Origin of the sequence: Paraburkholderia phytofirmans OLGA172 (genome assembly GCF_001634365.1) — a bacterium.
GTDB lineage: Bacteria > Pseudomonadota > Gammaproteobacteria > Burkholderiales > Burkholderiaceae > Paraburkholderia.
Genome location: NZ_CP014579.1, coordinates 1,378,484 through 1,401,595 on the forward strand (window position 1 = coordinate 1,378,484; position 23,112 = coordinate 1,401,595).

The following is a 23,112-nucleotide window of genomic DNA, read 5'->3' on the forward strand; positions in this document are numbered from 1 at the left end:
GCCAACACCGGTTTTGCTTTCGATGCGTCCCCCAGCAGGCGATTGCTTGCGCTCGGGCATCCGTCTAATCTACCTCGCATCAAGCCCAGCTGTCGGTAGGATTTTCCCAGAAACCAGCTTTGCATCCAGGTGTATGTTGCTGCCTTAATTCAGAAGGTCAGGCGCCCATCGTTTCGCAAGCGCCCGATACTCGCCTTGGAACAGGTCCTTCCAGGCGCGCAGCAGTATGAAAGCCGCCAGTCTGTGCGGCACAGGAACACCGAAGCGTTCGTTGAGTACATCATGGATTTCATCCTGATGTACGCGAAGGAACGGGTTGACGATCAGTTCGTGTCCGATGGTTGTCGGTAGCGTCGGCCGTCCCGCCAGACGCAGCGCTGCTGCCTTTTCCTGCCAGAGCCTGATGCTCTCATTGCCGGGCTCACATAGTCGCGCGAATTCGAGGTTGGAGAGCGTGTATTCATGGGCGCAATGCAGAAGCGTGGACGGAGGCAAAGTCGCCAGTTCGTCCAAAGACTCGAGCATCTCTTCCGCCGAGCCTTCGAGCAGCCGGCCGCATCCACTGGCGAACAGGGTATCGCCGGCGAACAGGTGCCCGGGATTGTCATTGACTCCTGGCTGGAAAAAGACGATATGCCCATGTGTATGCCCGGGTGTCGCGATTACTGTTGCGCGGAACGACGGTTCCGTGACTTCAACCTCGAAGCCTTCGCCCACACAACATGTGACGCATTCGATACGCTCCCGCGCGGGCCCATAAATCGGCGTGTCAGGCTTTCCGCACGAACGCAGCAAAGCCCGAACGCCTCCGACGTGGTCGTCGTGATGATGAGTCAGTAGCACGGCCGTGACGGTCAAGCCTCGAGACCCGCAGAACCGCTCGACGGGCTCCGCCGCACCGGGGTCGACGACAATCGCGTGCGCGCCGTCCGAAATCACCCACGCGTAGTTGTTGTCAAAAAAAGGAACCGGGGTGTATTCGAGGCTAGTTGCCATGCTGCCTGGACAGGCGTCGCGGATAGATTGACCGCGTGCACCCATTCTGTGGAGTCGGGGACGTTTTAAACTTACAACCCAATGGGCACCCACGATTGACTCTCAGCGCATGACGCGTTGACGCGTCGTGCAAAGCTGGGAGCGGAATCGTGCCCTTATCTCGTCCCGTACGCCGAGGCGATATGCATGGCGTCGGATACCGGCGGCGGTTTGCACGCTGCGGACCGAAGTACGGCCGTTTTACGGTGCTATCCGGGCGCGAGCGACATTTTCGCGTACCAACCGCTGCATGATCAGTTCGACACCGGACATTGCGCCAGCCGACCTCCCTTCACAAGCCGTGCGTCATGTTGGCCTCATTTCTCGAAGCGAGGTGGGCGAGCGGCAGTAGCGACGTCAGCGCGGGGCCGTTGTCATCGACGCCGTCAACGACTTTTTTTCCGTGGACGCAAGCGCGGATTGATCGAAGATTTCCGCTATCCACTCGACGAAGACTCGAACTTTGGGGGCAAGGTGCCGGTTGTGTGGGTATACGGCGGATAACGACATGGAGCGGGACTTCCACGGTTTCAGGATTTCCGTAAGCTCGCCGGAGGCCAGGTGCGACACGATCATGAAGAGAGGTGGCTGGATTATGCCTGCTCCGTGGAGTCCGCACATTACGTAGGCATCGGCGTCATTGACAGAGAGGCCACCGCCCATCTTGATCTCGGCGCTTTTGCCATGCACTTCGAAGTTCAGTTCGGTAGTGCGGCCAGTACGACTCGAGAAGTACTGTACTGCGATGTGTTGCTGCAGTTCTTCCAGCGAATGTGGCTCGCCATACCGCGCGAGATAAGACGGGCTCGCAGCAGTTACCGTGGAGAGCGCGCCCAGCCGCCTCGCAACAAGGCTGGAATCTTCCAGCTTGCCCACCCGGATAGCGCAGTCCACGCCTTCCTGAATCAGATCCACGGGACGGTCACCAAACCCGATCATGAGATCGACGTGAGGGTACCGGTGTCTGAACTCTTCAATGCGGGGCATCACCACGATACGACCGAGTGAGCTCGGCATGTCGATTCTCAGTTTTCCGCGGGGGCCTTTGCCTGCGTTGGCAAGACTGTGCTCTGTCTCGTCAACATCAGCGAGGATACGCACGCAGCCTTCGTAGTACTCCGCGCCCTCGGGAGTGAGGTTAAGCCGGCGAGTGGTCCGTTGCATCAGGCGCACTTGCAGGTAAGCCTCCAGGTTCTTGATGATGGTGGTTGCCGACGCATGTGGGAGTTGCAATGCATCTGCCGCACGGGAGAAACTGTTCATCTCCACGACCTTGGTGAAGACCTTCATAGCCAGGAGCTTGTCCATATTCCCTTGCCTCACGCTTAGCGACATACCCCCGGGAAATCAAGCGGGGACGCGGTTGATATTTCTGCGATCGTCAATATCCAGCTCATCTAATTGCCGTTTCTTCGACGGTTTGCCCATTGTTTTAAATCTAAATATCGGCACCCTATAGGTCCCGCGGGGCGAATAAACCGAGCTATCAAAAATACTCTATTTGCTTGCTTGGAACAATCAGATTAACGGTGATTGGTTCGTGGGCATCGGTGTGAGTTTGAGCAATGTGCACGCTTTCGCCAGCCAGTTGCTCGATGGAACAGCGCTTGCCGGTGAATGATCTGGCGGCTGAGTGCCTGGTGCAAGCGAGCGCTTCGCGCGCTATGTTCATACACTTCGAACCGTCTGACACGCCAAACGACAATCTGCCTGATTAACCCAAGTTTTCGTCAGGCCAACACTCTCACCAATAGTGTTTCGTCCGACGAAATGCCGGACCATGCAACCGCCTATGACGGTGGCGTTGCTAGCACTGCTGCTTAGTCCTGGCGTAACGATGTGCGAAAGGGCAGTTATTAATCGCTTTCAAATCAGATTATGAGAATAATTGAGCGTATCCAGTGTCGATTGTTCATCGATCGGGGCGGCCAGTCGATCACACGGTCACTGTGACGGAACGACCTCTGAGAGGTAGGCGAAGCGAAGCTCGGCCGAGACAGCGTTCAACAGCTTCTCTGCCAGACTCCCGTCGGACGTTCCTCGTGCAAGCAGTGATGCACCCACAAGTGCAGCGAGAATTGCAGTTGCCTTACTGGCGCGCCGGGCGATGTTGCTTTCGCCCATGGACGAGAAATGGTTGTAGAAACCGCCAACTGTGATGCCGACTTCCTCCATTATTTCGGAGATGCTGACGCCTTGGATTCCCCGTTCGCGAAACCGTTTGGCGGCTACTTCGAGGATACGCTCGTGGGTCCGTAACTTATCTGACTGAGAATGTCCCATGATAGCGATGTCGTCCCGTAGGCATAAATCTGAATGATGATTGTACGCCAGATTTTTGTTGAACTGTCATCGGCAGGAAACAACACCGTGTTATCGGAAATTGAATGGAGTACTATAAGAATTCGTGTGAAATGAAAATTGCATGGCTGTTCATGACGGTCGCGAATGGAGACGGTTTTGCGATGAAGTCAGAAAATGTAACCGTCACGATTGTGATTGGCGGTGTCGCCTTTTCTCGCACCGTAGAGAAGCCCGATCCCGAACTGCCCGGCGAGATTCTTTCTTCCGTATGCGAATTTTCCGTCAGCAATGCATGAGCGTGAGACGCTGTCCAGCGCACGACAACCCGAACTCAGCGCGATCTCATTGGCGCAAGAACGGGGCGTAGGGTGGGGCACGGTGCACGCGATGTGCGCGGATGCGGAAACTTATACAATGGGTTCAGGCTTGCCAGAGGGAACTGGCGAACCCGTCCAGGATAGTAAGAAGCGGTTTCTATTTCTTTCGGAGGGGAGATGGCTTGTTCGGTATTGCTCGGCGCAGGGTTCACGCGTAATTGGGGTGGCTGGCTTGGGTCGGAGGTTTTCGAATATTTGCTCGGATGTCCCGAGGTTAGATCGTCACCAGCTATCAAGGAGTTGCTTTGGCGCTTCAACGAAGTCGGCGGATATGAATCTGCCTTGGCGGAGCTGCAGGGTAGGGCGAGGCTCGATCCCGAAAGACACTCCGCCGATTTGCGAAGCCTCGAGACGGCAATTCGAGCGATGTCCAGGACGATGGACCATTGCATATCCCGCCTTGAAAATTTTGATCTCGGTCTCGGGAACAGGTCAGTGCGCAAATTCCTGAGCCGGTTCGATGCAATCTTTACCCTGAACCAGGATCTCCTTCTGGAATATCAGTATCTCCAGCGGTGGGATGGGGTCGAGCTACCAGGGATGCGATTGTCATCGAACGGGGGCTCTGGTCCGTGCGGAATCCCTTGGACGGACCAGTGGGTTCCTGCGAGTGAAAACGAATTTCGCGTCACTGCGAATCGACAGCCGTGTTTCAAGCTACACGGGTCTTGGAATTGGGTTGACAGCGTAGGCGGCTCGCTGCTTATCACAGGGGGCGAGAACGCTCGCGCGCTTGGTCTTCCTCCCATTCTCGACTGGTATCACCGGCAATTCGCGCACTATGCATCTCAGCCTAACCATCGACTTATGACCATTGGCTACGGCTTCCGTGACATTTATATTAATGATGTAATCGCGAAGGCAGTGGCTGAAAACGGATTGCAGCTTTACGTCATGGCGCCGGAGGGTTCGGACGTTGCCGCGAATGCGCCATTGTCGTCCGGCGATGGACGCGGGGGGCGGGCCGTCGTCGAGAATGCATTCCGTCACGGACTCATAGGAGCGTCGCGCCGGCCGCTAAACGAAATCTTTGGGGAACGCGAAACGCTCGAACTAAAGAAAGTCTTGCGATTCCTCGACGGCTAGCTGTCCTCTAGCGCCCGATCGGACATGTCTCAGCCGCTGCACTCGTATGCCGAGGCGGCTAACGTTAGAGGAAGGCATCGTTAAGCATGACGATGCCTTGTCCTTCAGCATGCGCGCGACTCGTCATCGTAGGCGTGCACGCAACGTGTCATCGGAACCATGATCCCCCTACGTAGAAGATCGTGATAACAGCATGAAAAGTTGTTCCAATACTTATTTATAAAAACATAGTAATGCTATGTAATTGAAGCTGATGGTGAAGTGAAACCAGAGCCGGAGGGACGCCAGGCGTATCGCTTTGGGCGCGTTGCCAGGAGGATTGGGAGCACTGTTCACGCGCAGACCCGGGCGAAGGGCGCTGCCGCGGCGACAGTCAGCATACGGCTGATGTCGAACTGAAAACCGAGGCGGCTGACCGGTACGATCGCACGTATATCAGGGCATGTCGGTCGGGTCATGCAGGCACGCAGTGCGAAGCCTCAGGGCAACCCTTACGTCTACGACAACAATCTCTTGCACCTCGTTTGCTTGAGAACGAACCCGATGCGCGCATATCATGCCGGGGTCGTCCTTTGCTCCACCATGCGGCGGCGCCATCTGCGAAGCCGCAGGCGCAACGAGTCATGGCGGGTGATACTTGCAGAATCAACCGACGGTGGTTGTCCAGATTTTCAAGGGTGTTTGTTTGGAAGGTCTTCTAGAGGTGCTGGGTCATGCCATGCTAAATATCGCAATGGATATCGTGTTTATCGACCTCGTTACGGCGATGCTAGCGGTGGCGGCGGTTGTGGGTATGGTTTTGCTTGTGGGCTACGCCTGGGACTGGACCGAATAACGCCGCCGCGCACGCATCTTTTCTCCTGGCATCCCCTCAACAAGTCGACAGTGGCTCGTGCGGCACGCCCGCTATCACACCCTCCGGCACCCACGATGGCACAAGCGGGCGGTTAGACGGCGCGGTACGCGCAAACCGGGGCAATTCAGCCTGATCGGCCGCGAGCGTAACCGGCAGTTCGTCGCGCAATAACTCGACCCAGGTGCGGACCTTCGGATCGAGATACTGGTGCGAGGGATACAGCGCGTACAGATTCATTTCCTGCGACGTGTACTCCGGCATGATCCACACCAACTTCCCGCTGCGCAGGCCATCGATCGCCGAGTAGACCGGAATCAGGCCAATACCCATCCCCTCACTCACTGCCGCCGCCGCGGCGTCGGCGACATTGACCCGGAAGCTTGCGGCCTCGTGTGAGAACGTCTCTTGGCCGTTCGGCCCGTCGAAGATCCATTTATCAGCCGGAAACACCGGCGTTACCGTTTGCAGGCAGGTATGCCGTCCGAGATCGGCGGGCACCAGCGGCACGCCGTTGCGTTTCAGGTACGCCGGCGATGCACAGGCAATGCTGAATACGCCGCCCAAGCGTTGCGATACCAGTCCGGAGTCAGGTAGATCCTGTGCGAGCACGAGCGCAACGTCATAGCCTTCGCCGAGCAGATCCGGCACACGCTGCGCGAGCGTCAACTCGACTTGCACTGCCGGATAACGTTGCTGGTAGCGACGCACAGCCGGCACGACGTAGTGTTGGGCGAAGCTGGTCATCGCGTGAACTTTCAGCTTGCCGGACGGATGAGCCTCTGCATCACTCGCCTCGGCTTCCGCCTGATCGATATACGCCAGAATCTGCTCGCAGCTTTGCAGGTAGCGCTCGCCTGCCTGGGTTAGCGCGATGCGGCGGGTCGTGCGATTGAGCAGGCGCGCCTGCAGATGAGCTTCGAGATCGGAGACTGCGCGCGACGCATATCCCGTTGTCGTGTGGAGCTGCTGCGCAGCGCCGGTAAAACTGCCGGCCTCGACGACGCGGACAAATATGCGCATGGCTTGAAGCGTATTCATACCTATCCTTGCTTAGACGGTCGCAATTGTCACACGGATCGTGAATGCATTTATTTCGCTGATTGCAAGACTTCGTTGCGTGCTGGATGACGTATTCACTACGGAATCGAAAATACAATGCTGACCTACGCGCATTTTTTAGCATTAGAGAAAAAATCTACCGCGAGCGCTGTTGTGCGTATACGTCAATTCGCTCGGCAGGCTGATTCGGGCAACAACGCGTTTCCAGTCTGAAGATGCTGGCTTCGAATGAAGCTGACCGGGCGAAAATGAAGATTGCGCGGCGACCGATGCGAATCTGGCATCGTGCGTATATAGTGATTGGCGTGCTGACTTGCGGCCGGGACCGGGGCGGCGGTGATCTTGCGGGTATGTCCCGATTCGGGTTGTCCGGACATCGAGGGTCAACCTGTGCGACGGCGATTCGTCTAAAGGAAGGCTTGTTTTAGTTTTCTAAATTCTTGCATCTGCGATGGAATTGCTATGGACTATGTGGAAACCTTGCGTCTGTTTCGTTCCGTTGTGGAGGCGGGAAGCTTCACGCGAGCTGCCGACACACTGGGCGTGACGACACCCGTTGTGTCTCGGGCGATCTCTTCACTCGAACAAAGATTGGGCAGCAGATTGTTCCATAGGACCACACGCCAGATTTCGTTGACCGAAACTGCCGAGCGTTTCTATGAACGATGTACCAAGATATTGGACGACCTCGAAGCGCTCGAAGCTGAAACGCTCAAGGAGACACGTGAGCCGACAGGCGTGTTGCGCCTGGTCGCACATACGACAGCGACCGTGTATCGCCTCGTCCCCCTTCTGGCGAGCTTCAAGCGGCGCTATCCGAAAGTGAGTCTTGAGGTCACGTTGGTGGAGCGGCCGATCGATCTCGTTGCAGACGGGTATGACCTTGGTATTGTCGTTCCCTATATGCTCACAAGTGACACGACGGTGACGAGATTGCTGGAGTGGGTGCCGCAAATCGTTGTGGCGTCGCCGGCGTACCTCGAAACCCATCGGACGCCGACCACGCCTGCGGATCTGGAGGAGCATACGTTCGTGACGATGTCTCCATCGTTCCGGAAGCCGACACTCACCTTCAAGGTGGACGGCAACGAAATGACCGTGCCGATGAAGTTCGACGTTGCATCCAACAACCCGGCGTTCAATTCCGAGATGGTGCTTGAGGGTTTTGGCCTTGGCGTCCTGCCAGCGGTGCTCGTTCACGACGAACTTGCCTCGGGTAGGCTCGTGCGTGTACTGGATGAATTCGAGCTCGCCGAAGGCGGAATCGAGATCCGTCTCGCATACGTGACGAAAACGTTGATGCCGGCGAAGGTGCGCGCTTTCATCGATCACGCGACTTCATTCTATGAAAGTGGGACACAACCTTGACGTGGACGGCCGGACTCGACTGGTGACTTCGAATGTTCGGAAGCGATGGCTGATGTGGCCACGATGGTCGGGGGGGCTGGTTCTTTCTCGCGTGGCGGCAACCGCCAACCCACGCATGTCCGGCGAAATCTTGAAGGCCGTACGAAACCGACTCGGCGACAAGATCGCGAACTAAGCGCAGGCATGCTGACCACTCTCGGATCTCGTAAGAACGACACAAGGTCTCCTCTCGGAAGTGTTCCATTCCGCACAAAAGTGCATTGACCGGTTGAATCCTCCGCGGCATTCACGGTTCGCACGGCCTCAAGATATTCCGGCTGGGCGCCCATTAGCGATCACCAGCCAGCCATCAGACCCGGTGACACCGCCACGGATCCTGGGTGACGGGGGCGGGAATCATGCCGGGCCTGGCTAAAGAACAGTTCACGCGTGCCGTTATGCATATGCACGCTTCGCGGACAAGGCACACGTCGGCGATCGGGCGCGCTCGCGCCATTGTTCCCAATGTATTCGGAGAGATCGCCGGCAGTTGTCATCGCCAGCTGCGGGCCGTATGAGACGCCGACCCAGAGTTGTAGAGACCGCGCACCTGCATCAGACCAACAAGAACGGATAACTGAGGGACCCGTATGAAACAGCCAGACGAGTTGCTGCACGCGGTCTATGTGAAAGCCGACAGGCTCATGATTGCTGTCGTATGGGGCTTGTTTGCGATCTCTTGCCTGCTGGCGATACGCGACTACAACTTGCACGCCGTACTTTGGGTCGGTATGCCTGCCGCCGCTGTCGCGTCAATGCTGGCTTACTGGCGCGCAGGCGCGCTGGTGACGCGCCTCTTCCTGGCTGCGAGCCTGATGACATTCGCTGCATTGCAGATTCATCAGGAGCGCGGTCTGACTGAATTGCACTTTGGCGTCTTTGTGCTGATGTCATTCCTCCTCGCCTATCGAGACTGGCGACCGATCATCTGTGCTGCCTGCGTCATCGCGTTGCACCACTTCACGTTCAACTATCTCCAGCTTGCCGGATTGGATGTCTATTGTTTCACCGAGCCCGCGTGGTCGACCGTGCTGTCACATGCGGCCTACGTAGTCGTCCAGGCCGGATTGCTGATCTTCATCTCGCGGCATATGAAAGCCGATGCACAAACGGGCCGTGAACTTGCCGTTCTTGGCGAAAACCTTTCACGGCAAGCGGGTCAATTCGACCTGCGCCTTCCGCCCATGAAGCTCGAGGGGACCAGCAGCCGCACCTTCAAGGACACACTCAACGCCATCCACGATGCGATGCGGGAAATCACCATGACGATCGACCAGATGGCGGCTTCATCGGACAACATCGCTGAAGAAAACCACACCTTGTCGCAGGAGTTCACTACACAAGCCGAAACGCTCAACGCGACCAACACTGCGATGGAGCAGATTGCGCAACGGATCAGGGAAAACGCGGAACATGCAGCATCGGCAAACAGCCTCGCGCGGCAGACCTCAACCGCGGCGAAGCAAAGCGAGCAAGTCGTCAGCGAAGTCGTCGACAAGATGAATGAGATCGATGAGGCCGTCCATCTGATGGGCGACATGATCGCGATGATCGAGAGCATCGCGTTTCAGACTAACCTTCTAGCGCTCAACGCGTCGGTCGAGGCGGCCCGCGCGGGTAGTCACGGACGAGGTTTCTCGGTGGTGGCCGAGGAGGTCCGTACACTCGCTCATCGGAGCGCGAGCGCCGCACGCGAAATCAAAGGCCTGATCGGCGATTCGTTGCAGCGCGTCGAGCGCGGTTCGACGCTAGCGACACGCGCTGGTGCGGCCATGCGGCACGTTGTTGGCCACGTGGAAGACGTCGCCGGGTTGATCGCGCATATCAGCGCGTCAAGCGATGCCCAAAGCCACGATGTCGATCGGTTCAGTCAGGGCATGGGCAAGATGGACGCGATACTGGAGCGCGATGTCCAGCACGTGAGAGGCGTCGCTTCAGCGTCGGCAAGCTTGCGTGAGAAAGCGCGGACATTACGTGAGGCGATGTCGATTTTTCTCGTCGAGCACGACACGAACTAAGCCTGAAGGTGGTTAGGTTCCAGCAAGTACGAGTTGTCTTCGAAAAAGTGTATTGGGATGTAGTTGGACGTTGCCACGGCGTTGCCCTGGAATGACGAGCACACGATGAGCCCCAATGGAACGAGCAGCGAGCCAGGACCGTTGACCACTCGGAGAGCTGCAATATTCGCTCGACGACATGAGGGTAACTGGGACATGGACGTGTCACATGACTCCGAGCGCACGTCAAGTTGACCTGGAGTGTAAGTGCCCCGGTCGAGTAGCGACGAGCCGCCGATTTCTTGTTTTCGCTTTCCATGGCGCCATTAGCCGTTCCATCAGCCCGCGATCAGCCAAGAGTCAAACATTCCTTCCGGCACGGTGGTTTGTCCCGTCACCGCGTTGCCGTGACTGTTGCCGTGACGGCAACAATTTTCTGCAGTTCTGGAGAGCAGGGAACGCTCACCATGAATCGACTTCTGGCAGGTGATGCCGGATTATTCACACCGCCGAGAAAAAATTGATGCGATTGCAGGCATGGATTGCGGGGGAGGCGACAGCTATGCTCCCAGCATGAAGATCCTTCCACTCGAATCAGACGATTGCTTCGCTGTCCGACAGGCAGCCCGGCATATCTCCAGGCTCTACGAGCGTCACCTTTCCGATGCTGGCCTGACGCCCACCCAGTTCAGCATTCTCTGCATTCTGAGTCGCGAGCCCTGCCTGACGATGATCCAGCTGGCCGAGGCGATGGTCATGGACAGAACGACGCTCGTGCGTGCCCTTAAGCCTTTGCTGCGCGATCAGCTGGTCTACGACGCACCGGAAGTCCAGGGGAAGCGGCGACTGCGGGTCACGATCAGCGCGCGTGGGCGCGAGAGGCTCGAGGTAGCGTCCGTTCACTGGCAGATCGCCCAGGCCAGCTTCGAACGCAGCTACGGCTCGCAGGCGGCAGCTCACCTGAGAGGCGAGCTCTTTCGCATCACGAGCGACGTCTCTCATCTGGACAGCGAAGACGGGTTGACTCGTCGTTGAGTCGCGGGCGAACGCTCAGGCCCGGCAGAAGGTCGCTTGCCAGCGGACAGAAGGCCGCTTGCGAGCGAAGGGTATCAGCCCGGTCCTATGTGCCCGTCCACGGACGGTTCAATTGCCGTTAGCGGATTGCTGCCTGATCCGCGTAACGCCTGGCTTACCTGATGGGGCACTGCCCTGGAACGTCTGAAGTAAATCCGCTGGTATCACTGGCTGTTAAAAGCAGAGCCGGCGTTGTCCCTGACTGACCGTGCGTTCCGGCCGCCCGTATTCCCTCGGCGGGGGGGCGGTCGTAGTCTGTTCCCGTGCCTTCAATGAAGAACGAATACGTATCTGAACGGCAACCGTTCAGATAGTCACGGCAAACACACGTTGCAATCCGGGCAGTGCATGCAGGTCGGACGGATTCGTGGATTGCAACAATCTTGTACCCGCAGAGTCGTTGATGCTAACCCGAAGGATACCTATTCTGTGCGGGTACACCGGATTAAGCGTGCATATGCACGTACCACGGATATCACAGCTCGAAAAATGGAAACTACCATGATTGTCCACCCCTCAGTTCTGCGACCCAAAAGGTCTGTGCTTCTAATCGCATCGGCTGCCTTGCTCACGTTGGGCGGCTGCGTCAACTTCGCCGGGATCAAGAGTGATCACCATATCGAGGCGCCGTCCAAATATGAGGCGAGCGAAAGTCTGCCTGCGGAGGGCGGAAAGTGGCCCTCTCTCGACTGGTCTGAACAATTCGGCGATCCCCAGTTGCCCAGGCTGATCGACGAAGCGTTGAAGGGCAATCCTGACATCGACGAAGCGCGCGCACGGATCGACAAGGCGGCGTCGTATGTGGGCAATGCCAACTCGAAGCTGTATCCGACGGTCAACGCCAGCTACTCCTGGACGCGGGAGCTCAATACGGAAAACACGGTCTATCCGCCTTCCATCGGCGGCGCGTGGAATAGCGAGAACACGGTGATGGAGGGCGCATCATGGGACCTCGACCTGTGGGGGAAGAACCACGAGCGGCTGCGCCAGGCGACGTCTGACGAAAAGGTGGCGCAGGCGGAAATGGAGGAGGTGCGGATCACGTTGGCGGCTTCGGTTGCCAGTACCTACAACGAGCTGGCGCGCCTGTACAGGCTGCGCGACATCGCTGCGCAGGAACTCAGAAACCGCGAAGAGATCGGGCGCATCACCAATGGACGGGTTGTCGCGGGTCTCGATACGAACGTGGAAAAGCAGACGGCGACGGGTGATATTGCGACGACACGCACGACCGTAAGCAATCTTGATGGCCGGATTACAGTCGTGCGATATCAGCTCGGCGCCCTGCTCGGTGCGGGTCCGGATCGCGGATTGGCGATCGCGGTGCCCACGCTCGGTACGGGCGACGCGGTCGTTCTGCCCGACAGTCTTCCCGCCGATCTCGTCTCGCGCCGCCCGGACATCGTCGCGGCGTTTTGGCAGGTCGATGCCGCGACGCACGGGATCAAGGAAGCGAAGGCCGAGTTCTACCCTGACGTCAATCTTTCCGCGGCAGTGGGCCTCGACGCCTTCGGGTGGGGGCGATTCCTGACTGCATCGAGCCGGCAGATTTCGGCCGGCCCGGCGATCCATCTTCCGATCTTCGATGCTGGCGCACTGCGCTCGCAGCTCAAGGGCCGTTACGCCGATTTCGACTATGACGTCGCCTACTACAACAAGACACTGATCAACGCTTTGTCAGACGTTGCGTCGCAGGTCACGCTCATCCGTTCGACCGATAAGCAACTCGTGGATGCGCAGCAGGCATTTGATGCGCAGAGCCAGGCGTACCGGCTCGCAGTGGTGCGCTACGGGTCGGGTCTGACCCAGCAGCTGCAGGTGCTGAACGCGGACGACAACCGCCTCGCCGCCGAGGAGGCCGTCGCCAATCTGACGATGGACCGCCGGAACTCGCAGGTGGCGCTGATCAAGGCGCTGGGCGGCGGCTTCGAATCGGCGAGTACGGATCTCGCCGCGTCGGCAAGCGCCCCTGGCGCATCGCACGCAGCCGATAAGACGTCCCACTAGTTTCCCCCTATTTCAAAACCCGCGCGTCGCCGGCTGGCTACGCGAACTCAATTTTGCTGGAGTGTAGTCATGAACCAACCCCAATCTTCCGAGAGCCACGGGCAACAGAAAAAGAGCGGCAAGCGCAAGCTCCTGATTGCAACGCTCGTCACGGCCCTTGCTGCGGCCGGCGTCGCATATGGCGCCTACTACGAACTGGTCGCGCGCTATCACGTTGACACCGATGACGCGTACGTCAATGGCAACGTCGTGCAAATTACGCCGCAGGTCACGGGGACCGTGATCGCCGTCAATGCCGACAACACGCAAATCGTCAAGGCCGGCGATCCGGTCGTCATGCTCGATCCGGCCGACACGCGAATCGCGTTGCAGCACGCCGAGGCCGACCTGGGACAGACGGTGCGTCGGGTCCACGGCCTCTATGTCGACGACGATCAGTATCGTGCGGAGATCGCCATGCGCCAGTCTGACTTCTCAAAAGCGCAGGACGATCTGAAGCGCCGTCTCTCGACCGGCATGTCGGGGGCCGTCTCCGAAGAGGAAATCTCGCACGCACGTGATGCCGTCAAATCGACCAGGGCAGCGCTGGATGCCGCGGTGCAGCAGCTAGGCGTCAATCGCGCGCTTACCGCGAACACAACGGTAGATCAGCATCCGGACGTACTCGCAGGCGCGGCCAAAGTTCGCGACGCCTATCTTGCCTATTCGCGCACAACGCTGCCGGCGCCGGTCACGGGCTACGTCGCGCAGCGCTCGGTCCAGGTGGGCCAGCGCGTGTCGCCGGGCACCCCGCTGATGTCCGTGGTGCCGCTGAATCAGGTGTGGGTGGACGCGAACTTTAAGGAGTGGCAGCTGCGTCATATCCGTGTCGGTCAGCCGGTCGATCTGACGGCTGACGTCTACGGCTCCTCGACGGTCTATCACGGCAAGGTGGTTGGATTCACGCCGGGTACGGGTTCGGCGCTGGCGCTCCTGCCGGCACAGAACGCGACCGGCAACTGGATCAAGGTCGTCCAGCGCTTGCCGGTGCGCATCGAAATACCGGCCGGTGAACTCGAAAAGAATCCACTGCGCGTTGGCCTGTCCATGAACGTCGACGTCAATGTCAGGAATTCCGATGGCCCGCAGCTCGGAACCGAATCCAGCTCGACGTACAAGACCAGCGTATTTGCCCGGTATGGCGATGAAGCTGACGCCGCGATCGCAAAAATCATAGCCGCGAACGAATAAGCGGTGCGTCGTGCTGCATCGCGCCGACCCGCTCGTCGCGATGCAGCGATAGTCATTCGACATATGGATTGCCATGTCTACCAGCCAACCGAATCACCCCCCTCTGACGGGGACAAAATTAGCCCTGGGGTCCTTATGTGTGGGACTCGCAGGTTTTATGACGGTGCTTGACTCGTCGATTGCCAACGTCGCGATTCCAACGATCTCAGGTAATCTCGGCGTATCGGGCGACGAGGGCACGTGGGTCATTACGGTGTTTGCCGCCGCCAACTCGGTCGCGATTCCGCTGACCGGCTGGCTGACGCAACGCCTGGGCCAGGTCCGGCTGTTTATCGGCTCGATCCTGCTGTTCGTCGTGGCGTCCTGGCTTTGCGGGATCGCGCCTTCGCTGCCGATCCTGCTGCTCGCGCGCGTGCTGCAGGGCGCCGTAGCCGGTCCGCTGATTCCGATGTCGCAGGCGCTCCTGCTCAGCTCATGGCCAAAGGCCAAGTCGGCGCTGGCGCTGGCGCTATTCTCGATGATCGTCGTCACGGGCCCGATCGTTGGGCCGGCCCTGGGGGGATGGGTGACGGACAGCTACAGCTGGTCGTGGATCTTCTACATCAATATTCCAGTCGGGCTGCTTTCGGCGAGCATGGTCTGGGTGCTTTACCGGGATCGCGATACCCCAAAGAAGAAACTGCCAGTCGACAAAGTGGGCCTGGGACTCCTGATCACCTGGGTGGCGTCGCTTCAGGTCATGCTGGACAAGGGTAAGGACCTTGACTGGTTCTCGTCGAATACGATCATCATCCTGGCAATCGTTGCCGCCGTGGGCCTGGTGCTCTTCGTCATCTGGGAGTTGACGGACAAGAGTCCCATCGTCGATCTGACGCTATTCAAGCAGCGCAACTTCCTCGGCGGGACGGTGTCGATCGCCGTGGCCTACGGTATCTTCTTCGGTACGCTGGTGCTGTTGCCTCAATGGATGCAGGAGTATCTCGGTTACCGGGCCGTGGACGCGGGTCTCGCAACGGCGCCGCTCGGCATCTTTGCTGTCATCGGTGCTCCGATCATGGGCAAGATCCTGCCGCGCACCGACGCGCGGATTCTCGGCACCTGCGCCTTCATTGGCTTTGCGATCGTGTATTACATGCGCTCGTTTTTCTACACGGACCTGAGCGAAGGCTACATCATCCTGCCGACGCTGCTGCAGGGCATCCCGATGGCGCTTTTCTTCGCACCGCTGACGACCATTATCCTTTCGGGCCAGCCGCCGGAGAAAGTGCCTGCGGCAGCGGGTCTGTCGACCTTCTTCCGGATGTTTTTTGGGGGAATCGGCACGTCGCTGGCAAACGTCGTGTGGAATAACCGGACCATCCTTCACCATGAAATTCTCACCCAGCAGTCCAGTCCGACCAATCCCATGTTCACGCAGCAGATCGGCGCATATCACTCGCTGCTGGGATTGGGGCGGGGAGCGTCGTACGCGCTGTTCGATCAGACGGTCCAGGCGCAGGCGGCAATGATGGGCCTGAACGACGTCTTCTATGGTTCGGCGCTGATCATGATCGTGATCATTCCCCTGATCTGGATTACAAAGCCGCGAAAGACGGCCGGGGCGAGCGACGCGGCAGCCGCTGCGCACTAATCAGTCCATGAGCCATGGCCCGATGCATAAGGAGCGATTCCGGACACAGGGCGTCGCGGCCAGGTTCAGGGCAGGGAGAAGGCGACGCCGCCTGCTTAGGGTCGAATGCGCGTCGCCGCGGGTTCCTTTGCCCGCTGGATGCGATGGGGAGCTGATGCTCCGATAGGTGAATTTCTAGTTGTGTATTAACCCAATGCAATCTCGAAGGAGGTCAAAATGAAGACATCTGAAACCCAAAGGCAAATAGTTCGCGTCACGATCGATACCGACGTAAATTTTGAAGGCTTTGTCAAAAGCTTTCGGGAAAGACTCGGGCGATTCGATCAGGCAGCAATTGCCGCCCTGATGGGGCAGCCTCGCGAAGCGGCGGCCGCGATTCAAGGCATGGAGGGGGATCAAGGGTTAATGATCTTTTTTACTCTTGACCACGGTCGCGCGCTCAACATGGTCGGGAAAAGCAAGAAGGCCATCCGGTTCATATTGGGAAACCCTCTGGTAGCGATCCAGATGACTAAGCACGACGTACGTGCCGGCCAGTATGTTCCTTTAACGCTCATTGCTTATGAAGATGAGGAGAATCGCGTTCGCATCGAGTATGACAAGCCATCGTCTCTACTCGATGTTTGCGACAATGCAGAAATCGACGAAACAGCACGCGACCTCGATAAAAAGCTTTTCCTGGTGGTGGAGCATGCAATCAAGGATGCATCCCAGGCAGCTGGGACGAAAGACCTGGGGTGATGGAACACCCGGGCTCCATGCCGACAAGAATGGCGCCAAGGTGGACGAACCTGGTGGAAGGCCACCGGCGCTTCGCCCACGTGCCGCGTGAACGTGGGCAGGGGATGCCGTCAGACTGAAGCTTCCGGTCGGGTCACTATCCCCTGTTTCGCACAGCATCGCGCGAGTCCTTGTCCTCCTCCTCGTCGGGACTAAGGATCAAGATCCATGACTTGCCACCGCCTCAGTAGATTTCAAAGAGGCCTGCTGCGCCCATGCCGCCAGCGATACACATTGTGACGACCGCGTATTTGGCGCCACGACGGCGACCTTCGATGAGGACATGCCCGGCCATGCGTGCGCCTGTCATGCCGAAAGGATGGCCAATGGAGATTGCTCCTCCGCTCACGTTCAGGCGTTCAGATGGAATTCCGAGTTGCCGCTGGCAGTAGAGCGCTTGCGACGCAAATGCTTCGTTGAGTTCCCAGAGGTCAATGTCATCAACCTTAAGACCGTGCTGCTTCAGCAGTTTCGGCACGGCCAACACCGGGCCGATGCCCATTTCGTCCGGTTCGCAGGCAGCCACGGCCAATCCGCGAAATGCGCCTAGCGGTGTGAGGTTGGCGCGCTCTGCGTCCTTTGCCTCCATCATCACGCACGCTGATGAGCCATCCGAAAGCTGTGACGAGTTGCCTGCCGTGACGAACTTATCAAGACCTTTGACAGGTTCGAGTTTTGCAAGCGCGTCCATGGTGGTTCCAGGACGATTGCAGTTGTCGGCGGTAATGGTCGTGGAACGATGGCTGATTTCGCCCGTTTCCTTATTCTTGACGGCCATCGTGGTAGTCACCGGTACGATCTCGTCGGTAAACCTCCCTGCTTGCTGTGCCACTGCGGTCTTGCGCTGGCTTTCAAACGAGAATTCGTCCTGTGCCTCGCGAGTGATGCCGTAACGCGCGGCAACGATGTCTCCCGTGTCGATCATCGGGAGATACAGGTCCGGCTTGTGTTCAACGATCCAGGGATCGAGATCATTCGTGCCGGTTCGTGCCCGGATTCCAGAAATACTTTCGACGCCACCCGCGATGACAGCTTGCGCACCGTCAACGACGATGCGGCCAGCGGCAACGGCGATTGCCTGGAGCCCTGACGCGCAAAAGCGATTGATCGTCGCACCCGGGATGGAAATTGGCAGTTCGGCGCGAATCACGGTTTGACGGGCGATGTTGCCCCCGGTAATGCCTTCGGGATAGCCGCAGCCAAGAATCAGATCGTCGATGATGGCGGGATCGATGCCGGAACGTTCGACGGCAGCCCGCACGGCGAATGAGGCAAGCGTGGGGCCGGGCGTAATGTTGAATTCGCCGCGATGCGATTTGGCCAATGGTGTGCGCGCGGTAGAAACGATGACAGCTTGTCGCATTTTCGGTCCTGTATTGAGGTCAAGCGTATTGATTGAGGCTGCTGAAGTCCGCACCGCTTTCAACGAGCTGAGCGAGCAACGGCGAAGGTTTCCAGAAAACCGGATCTTCCTTTGCGAATTCACGGATATCGTCGACCACGGTTTTGAGTCCGACTGAGTCCGCGTACTTCATGGGGCCGCCGCGATGCCGCGGGAACCCGTATCCGGAAAGAAATATTATGTCGACGTCCAGAGGGCGCAGAGCAATTTGCTCGTGTACGACGTTCGCCCCCTCATTGATCATCGCTGCCATATAGCGCCGAATGATCTCGTCGTTTGTGAAAGTGCGCGGGGAAATGCCGGCGCGTTGACGCTCGGCTTCGACAATCGCCTCGACTTCCGGGTCGACGCTACCGGTTCGAGAACCGTTCGGATATAGATAAAAGCCTCGCCCCGTTTTTTGCCCAAACCGGCCGCGCTCGCAAAGGCGATCAGCGATCTGGACGTAGCGTTCGTCGGGGGCGCGCGTTGCGGCGCGGCGCTTGCGCGTGGCCCAGCCAATGTCGCCACCTGCCAGATCAGAGACCTCGAAAGGTCCCATCGGATACCCGAACTCCCGAATGGCTTTGTCGATCTGATAGGGCGACGCACCGTCTTCCATCATGTAGTCAGCGGCAGTACGGTACCTGGCGAGTATCCGGTTGCCGATGAAACCGTCGCATACGCCTGCACGCACCGGGACCTTGCGCAGCTTGCTGGCAAGTGCGAAGGCGGTCGCGACGACATCGGCGCTGACCTGTTTCGGTACGACCACCTCCAGCAGCTTCATGATGTTGGCGGGAGAAAAGAAGTGAAGACCGATCACATCGCCCGGACGCGAAACGCTGGCCGCGAGCTCGTTGACGTCGAGGTAGGACGTGTTGGTCGCGAGGACTGCGCCGGGTTTGCATACGCGATCCAGTTCGGAGAACACTGCCCGCTTGACTGCCATATCTTCGAAGACAGCCTCGATCACAATATCTACAGTGGCTAGCGCGTCATAAGTCGTGCCGCCGGTCCAGCGCGCAAGCAGATTCTCCTTGTCCTGTTCGGACATGCGGCCTCTTGCGATCAGACCGTCGTAGACTTTCGCGATATTGGCGCGACCACTTGCCAGCGAAGCGTCGTCGCGCTCGATCATCGTGACCAGCAGACCTGCGTCGAGCGCAGCGACCGCGATCCCTGCGCCCATCGTGCCGCCGCCCACTACCCCAATGTGGGCAAACGGCCGTGGTTTTGCATCACGCGTCTCGGGAGCCTTGAGGACTTCCCGTTCGGCAAAGAACGCGTGAATCAAGCCTGCCCGCTGCGGACTGGCCATGCATTGAGCGAACAGGTTCCTTTCCGTCAGTAGTCCTTGTTCAAAGGATTGCTCGAGCGTGGCCTCGACGGTTTCGACAATCTTTAGCGGCGAGAAGAGGCCGCGCGTCTTCTTTGCCGTGTCGGCGCGCGCTGCGGCTATGGCCGCGCGGCTCGCGTCGCGGTCGGTCAAATGCCGATCTGCGTTGCGCGTGCGTCGCACAGGCGCTCGCGAGGAGAGCAGCTCCTGGGCATACGCAAGTCCGTGCGTATATGCATCGCCGCCCGTTGCGATCCGGTCGATGAGGCCAATCGCGAGCGCTTCCTCGGTGTCGATCTGCCGGCCACTCAGCATCATATCTAGAGCCGCGGGTACGCCAATCAGGCGTGGGGCGCGCTGTGTGCCGCCCGCGCCGGGCAGCAGGCCGAGATGTACTTCCGGGAGGCCCATCCGGGCACCCGCGACGGCCAGACGATAATGCGCTGCCAGGGCGATTTCCAACCCGCCGCCAAGCGCAACGCCGTGGATTGCCGCGATGACCGGCTTTTGGCACTGTTCAATTCGCTCGCAGACTTCGGGCAGCGATGGTTGTCGAGGTGCTTTCCCGAATTCGCGGATATCAGCGCCAGCAATGAAGTTTTTGCCGGCGCCGACGAGAAGGACGGCTTCGACCGTTTCGTCGGCCTCCGCTGCTTCTATCGCAGCGACGAGTTCGCGCCGGACATCGGCGCCGAGGGCGTTGACCGGCGGGTTGGTTATTGTTGCAATGAGGACTCTCGCCTGCACCTCGCGCCTGACGTAGGCGGCTGACTCACCGAGTTCCATGTATGTCTCCGGGACTTCTGTTCAAGGGATCTCAGACTGGATTGTGGAATCGTCAATTGCCCGGCGTCACTAGGTGTTATCACTGTGTACATAGTGGCTGCTGAGGCGTTAATATGCAAGCGGTGAATCCTGTTTCAACGCGTCAGGCTACGAGGTCTGGCCGGCCGAGATGAAAGTGCTGATGTATCGGCACGAAGCAATCCAGGAGGTATGCGTGATCGGCGCAAGAGACCCACGCCGCCTCGCAAATGCGCAAGAATGAATGACGATTGCCAGCACGAACGCCAGGCCGGCGAATCGACCCGCCTACGCTTCGGTTTTGGTGGGTGTGGCTGGAAGACGGATCCACGCTTCAAGATGCGACGGACCGGCAGCAATGGCACTCAGAAACATGGAGATCGAAAAATGAATCATCTGATCGATACGAACTGAATACCCGAGTTGAGGTGCCCGGCCGGAGAGAATTAAAGTGGCAAGCCCGTGCTCCATGCTCCAGGCCGCGTGGGTCACTAGCGGAAGGGCGCGCTTTTGCCAGCCGCTTTCCAGCGCTGCATCCTGAACCGATGATGCGAACAAGTTGAACGATTTCAGGCCTGCTTCGACGAGTTCCGGATAACATTTGCGAACGATGATGCGCGGCCCGACCATCAAGTCGAACAGTCCTTTGTGCTGCTGCGCGAATTCGACATAGGTCCGCATCATCCGGTATGCCTTCGCCATCGCAGGCTCGTCGCGTGCCTGGATCGTAGTTCTCAAGGCGGCAAGTTCCATGAATCCATCGGCTGCGATCGCGGCCAGCAGACCTTCCTTGCCGGCAAAATGCCGGGAGGGGGCGGCTTCTGATACGCCTACCGCACGGGCGAGATACCTCAAACTCAACTCGTGGACGCCAATTTCTTCCAATGCCGTACGGCCCTCGGCGATCAGGGCATTGCGAAGATTCCCATGGTGGTACGGCGCAGGTGTCTCGCTTGAGGGTTTCGGACTCACGGTATTGGTCAAAGGTCGTCGAAGGCAGCCAATTATAGGCGTGCGAATTCCACGCGCGCAACGCATCGCCGGCCGGACCGCTGTGCCAACCAGATAGATGGTAGATATAAATGACGGCATCCGGAGAAGCCACCACAAATGACGAAAAAGCCGTCGCACGAACGAGGCCGTGCGACGGCTAGACGCTGGTTGGCAAGCGCCACAAATAGCGGGCCGTGGAGGAGGTGATCAACCAACTGGGCAACAACGTTCTTCACGTTGAGCTTTGCGAAGCCGCAGGCGAGTTGTCGTCGATCTGGTCAACAAGTTTCTCGCCCTCGCGTCGCGTCATTGATTGGCCGGGACGGAGGCGGCAGCTTGCTCGATCAGCTTGGCCGTTTCCTTCGCATGAGAGATGTAGGCCACGTGGCTCGAATTGACCTCGATCGTCCTGGCGTTCATGCGCTTCGCCATCTTGCGCTCCAGGTCCGGATTGATCGCTCGATCGGCGGCCGCTACCATGTACCAACTGGGTTTCGACTTCCAGGCTGGAGACGTGACGTTGGACGTGAACGAATTGGCGGAGATCAAAACCTGCGAATCAGCCATGAATTTAGCCTTAGCCGCTGGAACGTCCGCAGCGAAGTCAGCCGCAAACACTGCCGGGTCTATGAAAAAGTAGCCGTCGTCAGTGCGCTTGATCCCTTTGATAGCCGGCGGCACGGATTGCTCGAGCTGTGCCGTGTTCTCGCCAGCGTCGGGCGCGAACGCGGCGATGTACACCAGCGCAGAGACCTTCGGATCGTTGCCAGCTTCGGTGATGACGGTACCGCCGTAACTGTGGCCGACGAGAACCACAGGCCCTGGCTGGCTATCGATGATCCGCTGCGTAAACTTGACGTCGTCGGCTAACGACGTCTCTGGCTCCTGTACTACCGACACCGTGTAACCGTCCTTCTTGAGGATCTTGGAAACGGCCTCCCAGCCGGAGCCATCGGCGAATGCGCCGTGCACCACAACCACGTTCTTGACGCCCGTCTCCGGTGATTCGGATTGCGCCGAGGCAACCTGGAGAGTCCCATACATCAGCGTAGCTGCGATCGCAGCAATCATGTAAAGCTTCTTCATGACATTTGTTCTGCACAGAGTTTCAATCAACCATCTCGAGGTCAACGCGCCCATGGATATCCGGTTAGCGCTTTGACCCCTTGCAGAGATGGGATTTTTGTTCGAACGGCGGTGCTTCGACCGTTTGCGAAACCGCCGCACCGAACCCGTCATCGAGCCGGGCGATTTTTCGTCGCGGAAATTCTTTTGGCGTTGGCCGCGCTTCCTTAGGCGAGCGTGAGCGTAACGTCGATGTTGCCGCGCGTCGCGTTCGAATACGGGCAGACAGCGTGGGCCTTGTCGACAAGCGCCTGAGCGGCTTCGCGTGCCATGCCGGGCAGCGAAATCTTCAGTTCAACCTCGATACCAAAGCCGTTCGGAATAGCGCCGAAGCCTACGCTACCGTTAATCGAAACGTCAGCCGGGATTGCGATCTTGTCCTGTGCCGCGACAAACTTCATTGCACCCAGGAAACACGCGCTGTAGCCAGCGGCGAAGAGTTGTTCAGGGTTGGTGCCTTCGCCGCCTGCGCCCCCGAGCTCACGCGGAGTGGTCAACTTGAGGTCGAGCTTGCTTTCGGGCACGAGCGCACGGCCGTCGCGGCCTCCAGTGACTTGAGCATGGGCACGGTAGAGAACATTTTCGATAGACATGATGTGATTCCTCAAAGGACAGTTATTGGTTTCTA

Annotated in this window: 19 protein-coding genes; 10 read left to right on the forward strand and 9 right to left on the reverse strand. The window is 58.6% G+C overall.

Going from position 1 to position 23,112, the window contains the following annotated elements:
• Positions 1 to 144: 144 nt before the first annotated feature.
• The 3 genes from gloB to AYM40_RS26295 all read right to left on the reverse strand — a co-directional run bounded on the left by gloB (position 145) and on the right by AYM40_RS26295 (position 3,318).
• Positions 145 to 996: a hydroxyacylglutathione hydrolase gene (gloB, locus tag AYM40_RS26285; RefSeq protein WP_063499086.1), complete on the reverse strand. Its 852-nt coding sequence runs from the start codon at positions 994 to 996 to the stop codon at positions 145 to 147.
• A gap of 396 nt (positions 997 to 1,392) precedes the next feature.
• Positions 1,393 to 2,343 carry a LysR family transcriptional regulator gene (locus tag AYM40_RS26290; RefSeq protein WP_063499087.1) on the reverse strand — a complete coding sequence of 317 codons (951 nt, stop codon included), beginning with the start codon at positions 2,341 to 2,343 and terminating at the stop codon, positions 1,393 to 1,395.
• 636 nt (positions 2,344 to 2,979) lie between these two features.
• Positions 2,980 to 3,318 (reverse strand): TetR/AcrR family transcriptional regulator, encoded by a 339-nt coding sequence (locus AYM40_RS26295; protein WP_063499088.1) that lies wholly within the window; start codon positions 3,316 to 3,318, stop codon positions 2,980 to 2,982.
• A gap of 104 nt (positions 3,319 to 3,422) precedes the next feature.
• Between AYM40_RS26295 and AYM40_RS26300 the strand changes: the two genes are divergently transcribed.
• The 3 genes from AYM40_RS26300 to AYM40_RS26310 all read left to right on the forward strand — a co-directional run bounded on the left by AYM40_RS26300 (position 3,423) and on the right by AYM40_RS26310 (position 5,637).
• Positions 3,423 to 3,635, forward strand: a complete 213-nt coding sequence (locus tag AYM40_RS26300; RefSeq protein WP_063499089.1) for a hypothetical protein — start codon at positions 3,423 to 3,425, stop codon at positions 3,633 to 3,635.
• 198 nt (positions 3,636 to 3,833) lie between these two features.
• Complete coding sequence (locus AYM40_RS26305) at positions 3,834 to 4,802, forward strand: SIR2 family protein (protein ID WP_063499090.1); 969 nt, start codon at positions 3,834 to 3,836, stop codon at positions 4,800 to 4,802.
• Between the two features lie 637 nt (positions 4,803 to 5,439).
• Complete coding sequence (locus tag AYM40_RS26310) at positions 5,440 to 5,637, forward strand: hypothetical protein (protein ID WP_063499091.1); 198 nt, start codon at positions 5,440 to 5,442, stop codon at positions 5,635 to 5,637.
• Between the two features lie 36 nt (positions 5,638 to 5,673).
• On the opposite strand, the gene AYM40_RS26315 is transcribed toward AYM40_RS26310, so the two are convergent.
• A complete protein-coding gene (locus tag AYM40_RS26315) occupies positions 5,674 to 6,696 on the reverse strand; it encodes a LysR family transcriptional regulator (protein ID WP_082855310.1) in 1,023 nt (340 codons plus the stop codon).
• A 483-nt stretch (positions 6,697 to 7,179) separates the two neighbouring features.
• On the opposite strand from AYM40_RS26315, the gene AYM40_RS26320 reads away from it, so the two are divergent.
• The 7 genes from AYM40_RS26320 to AYM40_RS26350 all read left to right on the forward strand — a co-directional run bounded on the left by AYM40_RS26320 (position 7,180) and on the right by AYM40_RS26350 (position 16,803).
• Positions 7,180 to 8,085 (forward strand): LysR family transcriptional regulator, encoded by a 906-nt coding sequence (locus AYM40_RS26320; protein WP_063499092.1) that lies wholly within the window; start codon positions 7,180 to 7,182, stop codon positions 8,083 to 8,085.
• Positions 8,086 to 8,714: 629 nt separating this feature from the next.
• Positions 8,715 to 10,142, forward strand: coding sequence for a methyl-accepting chemotaxis protein (locus tag AYM40_RS26325; protein WP_063499093.1), 1,428 nt, complete (start codon positions 8,715 to 8,717; stop codon positions 10,140 to 10,142).
• Positions 10,143 to 10,694: 552 nt separating this feature from the next.
• Positions 10,695 to 11,156, forward strand: a complete 462-nt coding sequence (locus AYM40_RS26330; protein WP_063500708.1) for a MarR family winged helix-turn-helix transcriptional regulator — start codon at positions 10,695 to 10,697, stop codon at positions 11,154 to 11,156.
• A 540-nt stretch (positions 11,157 to 11,696) separates the two neighbouring features.
• On the forward strand, positions 11,697 to 13,202 hold the full coding sequence (locus tag AYM40_RS26335; protein WP_420488512.1) for an efflux transporter outer membrane subunit: 1,506 nt from the start codon (positions 11,697 to 11,699) through the stop codon (positions 13,200 to 13,202).
• Between the two features lie 69 nt (positions 13,203 to 13,271).
• Entirely contained in the window at positions 13,272 to 14,432 is a 1,161-nt protein-coding gene (locus tag AYM40_RS26340) for an HlyD family efflux transporter periplasmic adaptor subunit (protein WP_063499057.1), read from the forward strand.
• 73 nt (positions 14,433 to 14,505) lie between these two features.
• Positions 14,506 to 16,062, forward strand: coding sequence for a DHA2 family efflux MFS transporter permease subunit (locus AYM40_RS26345; protein ID WP_063499095.1), 1,557 nt, complete (start codon positions 14,506 to 14,508; stop codon positions 16,060 to 16,062).
• 216 nt (positions 16,063 to 16,278) lie between these two features.
• Positions 16,279 to 16,803 carry a DUF302 domain-containing protein gene (locus tag AYM40_RS26350; protein WP_063499096.1) on the forward strand — a complete coding sequence of 175 codons (525 nt, stop codon included), beginning with the start codon at positions 16,279 to 16,281 and terminating at the stop codon, positions 16,801 to 16,803.
• A gap of 223 nt (positions 16,804 to 17,026) precedes the next feature.
• Here AYM40_RS26350 and AYM40_RS26355 read toward each other — a convergent pair whose 3' ends face one another.
• The 5 genes from AYM40_RS26355 to AYM40_RS26375 form a co-directional block, all read right to left on the reverse strand.
• Positions 17,027 to 18,205 carry an acetyl-CoA C-acyltransferase gene (locus AYM40_RS26355; protein WP_063499097.1) on the reverse strand — a complete coding sequence of 393 codons (1,179 nt, stop codon included), beginning with the start codon at positions 18,203 to 18,205 and terminating at the stop codon, positions 17,027 to 17,029.
• A 19-nt stretch (positions 18,206 to 18,224) separates the two neighbouring features.
• Positions 18,225 to 20,348 (reverse strand): 3-hydroxyacyl-CoA dehydrogenase NAD-binding domain-containing protein, encoded by a 2,124-nt coding sequence (locus tag AYM40_RS26360; protein ID WP_063499098.1) that lies wholly within the window; start codon positions 20,346 to 20,348, stop codon positions 18,225 to 18,227.
• 306 nt (positions 20,349 to 20,654) lie between these two features.
• Complete coding sequence (locus tag AYM40_RS26365) at positions 20,655 to 21,338, reverse strand: TetR/AcrR family transcriptional regulator (RefSeq protein ID WP_236721094.1); 684 nt, start codon at positions 21,336 to 21,338, stop codon at positions 20,655 to 20,657.
• 327 nt (positions 21,339 to 21,665) lie between these two features.
• The gene (locus AYM40_RS26370) at positions 21,666 to 22,430 is read right to left on the reverse strand and encodes an alpha/beta hydrolase (protein WP_148662303.1); all 765 of its coding nucleotides are present in this window, start codon (positions 22,428 to 22,430) and stop codon (positions 21,666 to 21,668) included.
• A gap of 221 nt (positions 22,431 to 22,651) precedes the next feature.
• Positions 22,652 to 23,077 (reverse strand): organic hydroperoxide resistance protein, encoded by a 426-nt coding sequence (locus AYM40_RS26375; protein ID WP_063499101.1) that lies wholly within the window; start codon positions 23,075 to 23,077, stop codon positions 22,652 to 22,654.
• Positions 23,078 to 23,112: the final 35 nt, after the last annotated feature.